Source organism: Thermodesulfobium sp. 4217-1, from assembly GCF_039822205.1.
Classification (GTDB): domain Bacteria; phylum Thermodesulfobiota; class Thermodesulfobiia; order Thermodesulfobiales; family Thermodesulfobiaceae; genus Thermodesulfobium.
This window is the reverse complement of the sequence record NZ_JBAGBW010000046.1, coordinates 1-3,351: the sequence shown is the minus strand read 5'-3', so window position 1 is coordinate 3,351 and position 3,351 is coordinate 1. Positions and strand designations below refer to the sequence as shown.

The following is a 3,351-nucleotide window of genomic DNA, read 5'->3' as shown; positions in this document are numbered from 1 at the left end:
GGTAGAAAAGCTCTGCGACAGGGCGGTGTGGCTAAAAGACGGGGAGATAGAGAAGTACGACGATGCAAAGAGCGTTGTCAGGGCTTATGAGAGGTGGATGGACACAAGGTAGAAAGATAGTATAAAAATAGCTTTAGATGTTTTATTAATGCTATAAAAAAGCATTTAATCGTTAAAATGTGATAAAATTGAAAAGAGTTTTTAGCGTACATACACATTTAATAAATTTTAAATTAAAATCTGGAGGGAATCTTGAAAAAAGCTATTATTACAGGTATTCGTGGACAGGACGGCGCATATCTAGCAAAGTTATTACTCGAGAAGGGGTATACTGTATATGGGGCTGACAGAAGAAGTGGTGGTTCTGATAATTGGAGATTGAAAGAACTTGGCATTGCAAGAAAAGTAAAAATCCTTTATATGGATTTACTTGAACATTCAAACATAAAAGAGGTAATCAGTAAGGTTATGCCAGATGAAGTTTATAACTTAGCTGCCCAGAGCTTTGTGGGTGCCTCTTTTAAACAACCCATGCTTACTGCTGATGTGGACGCTATGGGAGTTCTGAGATTGCTCGATGCTATTAAGAATATTAAGCCAGATACGAAATTTTATCAGGCGTCTACATCTGAGATGTTTGGTAAAGTAAGGGAAACCCCACAAAACGAATTAACTCCATTTCATCCCAGATCACCGTATGCGGTTTCTAAAGTATTTTCTCACTTTATGACGATAAACTACAGAGAATCGTATGATATGTTTGCATGTAGCGGTATACTCTTCAATCACGAGTCAGAGTTAAGAGGTGAGGAATTTGTGACTAGAAAGATTACGAAAACTCTTTCAGAAATAAAATATAATCTTGCTGATAAGGTCATACTTGGCAACCTTGATTCCAAAAGGGATTGGGGGTATGCGCCCGAATATGTATATGGCATGTATTTGATGCTTCAGAACGATAAACCTGATGATTATGTGCTCGCTACGAATGAAACTCACAGCATAAGGGAGTTTATCGAAAAGGCATGTGCCTTACTTGACTTTGATATAGTTTGGGAAGGTGAAGGAATAGACTCAAAGGGTATTGACAGAAAGACTGGCAAAACTATAGTGGAGGTGTCAAAAGAATTTTATAGGCCTGCAGAGGTAGATGTATTGGTGGGTGACTATTCCAAGGCAAGGAAGATACTTGGATGGGAACCAAAGACAAAATTTGACAGGCTTGTAGAGATAATGGTCGAGTCAGATTTAAAAAGGGTAGAAAAGTCATTAGGTTAAAATATGCCACCTAGACTATTTATTGATTGTAGTGAAACATACAAGATAAATCTTATTTCAGGCATTCAGAGAGTTGTAAGAAATATCATAGAAAGGCGCGAACTTATTACTAAGGAATTAGGCGTTGAAGTTATACCGGTGGTATTTGATAAAGATAGATATATACGGCTGGATGAATTTCTTAAAACGAAATCAAAGGTTAACCTGAAGGAAATCTCAAAAGGGATTATAAAATCTAAAATCAAGGATGAGAGGATATATTCGATTCTAAAGTCTATTTACCTGAAGGCAAAACTAATTCGTTCTTATTTTCTATACTTTCGCAAAAATATTATCCCAAAAGAAGAAGGGCTATTCAAAAGTTCTGATATCCTTCTTATGATAGATATATATTGGAATCCTGAATATGAATGCTTCTGCTATAAAAATATTATTTCAGAGTTAAAAAGAAACAAAGTAAAGATAATAAATCTTGTTTATGACGTACTTGCTCTTGAAAATCCTAACTATGTTATGAAATATTTTTTTAAACAACTTTATAATTCTTTTTATTATATGCTTTCATATACAGACTGCATTCTTACCATTTCGAAAAGTGAGAAAATTCATATAGAAAACTATTTGAGATCTATAAACGTAGAAAAAGAGGTTGATTACTTTTATTTGGGTTCAGATTTTGCAAGCAAAAAGATAGATGAAAATAAACTTAAAGAATTGGAAAAATTTACCCCTTATTTTTTGATGGTAGGCACAATCGAACCTAGAAAAGGTTATGATGTAGCATTTGATGCCTTTGAAAAGTTGTGGGAGAAAGGTTTTGACAAGAATCTGGTCATTGTAGGCAAGGTTGGCTGGATGGTGGACGAGTTAATCGCAAAGATGAAAAATTCTAAATTTTATGATAAAAAACTGTTTATACTAAACAGTGTTCCAGACGATTTTCTACAGGGGTTTTATATAAAGTCAAAAGCCGTGATCTGTGCGTCTAGAAGAGAAGGCTTTGGCCTGCCAGTAATAGAGGCTATGCACTACAAAAAACCTTTAATAACTACCGATATAGACATGTTTAGAGAGATTGGGGGAGACTATCCTGTATACTTTAAGTGTGGCGATTCAGACGACCTTATAAGAGCAATTTTTGACCTTGAGAATTATAGCTTTGATTATAAAGAGAAAAGTTTTAAGCCTCTTACATGGGACGAGAGCGTATTGATGATGTGCGACAAGTTAAAGGAGATTATCGCTGATGCAGGATAACTTTTATAGGGCATTTGAAGATAAGCATAGAGGTTCTAGAGAGCTCATTAAAGAAAGATTAAAAGTATATTTGCCTTTTATCGAACCTTTCAAACAAATATACCAATCAGATGACATAAAAGCTCTTGATCTTGGATGTGGCCGTGGAGAATGGCTTGAGTTATTAAGAGACAATGATTTGGAAGCGTTTGGGGTAGATTTAGATGAAAATATGCTTTCTGCCTGTCGAGAAAGAAATTTGAATGTAATACATACTGATGCTTTAGATTTTTTGAAACAAACCCCTGATAACAGTTTTATAGTAGTATCAGGTTTTCATATTGCAGAACATCTTCCTTTTGATGTTTTAAAACAACTTGTTAAGGAGTCTTTGCGTGTACTAAAACCTGCGGGACTATTAATATTGGAGACACCCAACCCAGAAAATATTAGTGTTGGCACAGTAAACTTTTGGATAGATCCAACCCACATAAGACCATTTTCTCCACAACTTTTGAGTTTTTTAGTTGAATATTATGGATTTTATAGAAATAAAATCCTAAGATTGCAAGAACCAAAAGAACTTTTAAATAATAAAAATATTTCAATATCAGATATATTTTTTAATGTTAGTCCAGATTATTCTATCGTAGCACAAAAAGAAGCTCAGAGAGAGAATCTAATTTTATTTGATGAAGTTTTTTCAAAAAATTATGGAATTAATTTGAGTTATTTAACAAATTTATATAATAAAAATCAAGAATCTAAACTTCTACAACTTTACAATTTAAATCTTAATTGGCAACAAACAATATCCAGCCTTACAGATGAACTAAA

At 33.8% G+C, this 3,351-nt stretch carries 3 protein-coding genes; all 3 read left to right on the top strand.

All coding sequences use genetic code 11. The features are described from left to right. Nucleotides 1–252: 252 nt before the first annotated feature. A complete protein-coding gene (gmd, locus tag V4762_RS09840; RefSeq protein WP_347315605.1) occupies nucleotides 253–1,278 on the top strand; it encodes a GDP-mannose 4,6-dehydratase in 1,026 nt (341 codons plus the stop codon). Between the two features lie 3 nt (nucleotides 1,279–1,281). After that, complete coding sequence (locus tag V4762_RS09835; protein ID WP_347315604.1) at nucleotides 1,282–2,535, top strand: glycosyltransferase family 4 protein; 1,254 nt, start codon at nucleotides 1,282–1,284, stop codon at nucleotides 2,533–2,535. Then, nucleotides 2,525–3,351 (top strand): class I SAM-dependent methyltransferase (locus V4762_RS09830; protein ID WP_347315603.1); only part of this gene is annotated, 827 nt, incomplete at its 3' end. The genes V4762_RS09835 and V4762_RS09830, both read left to right, overlap by 11 nt.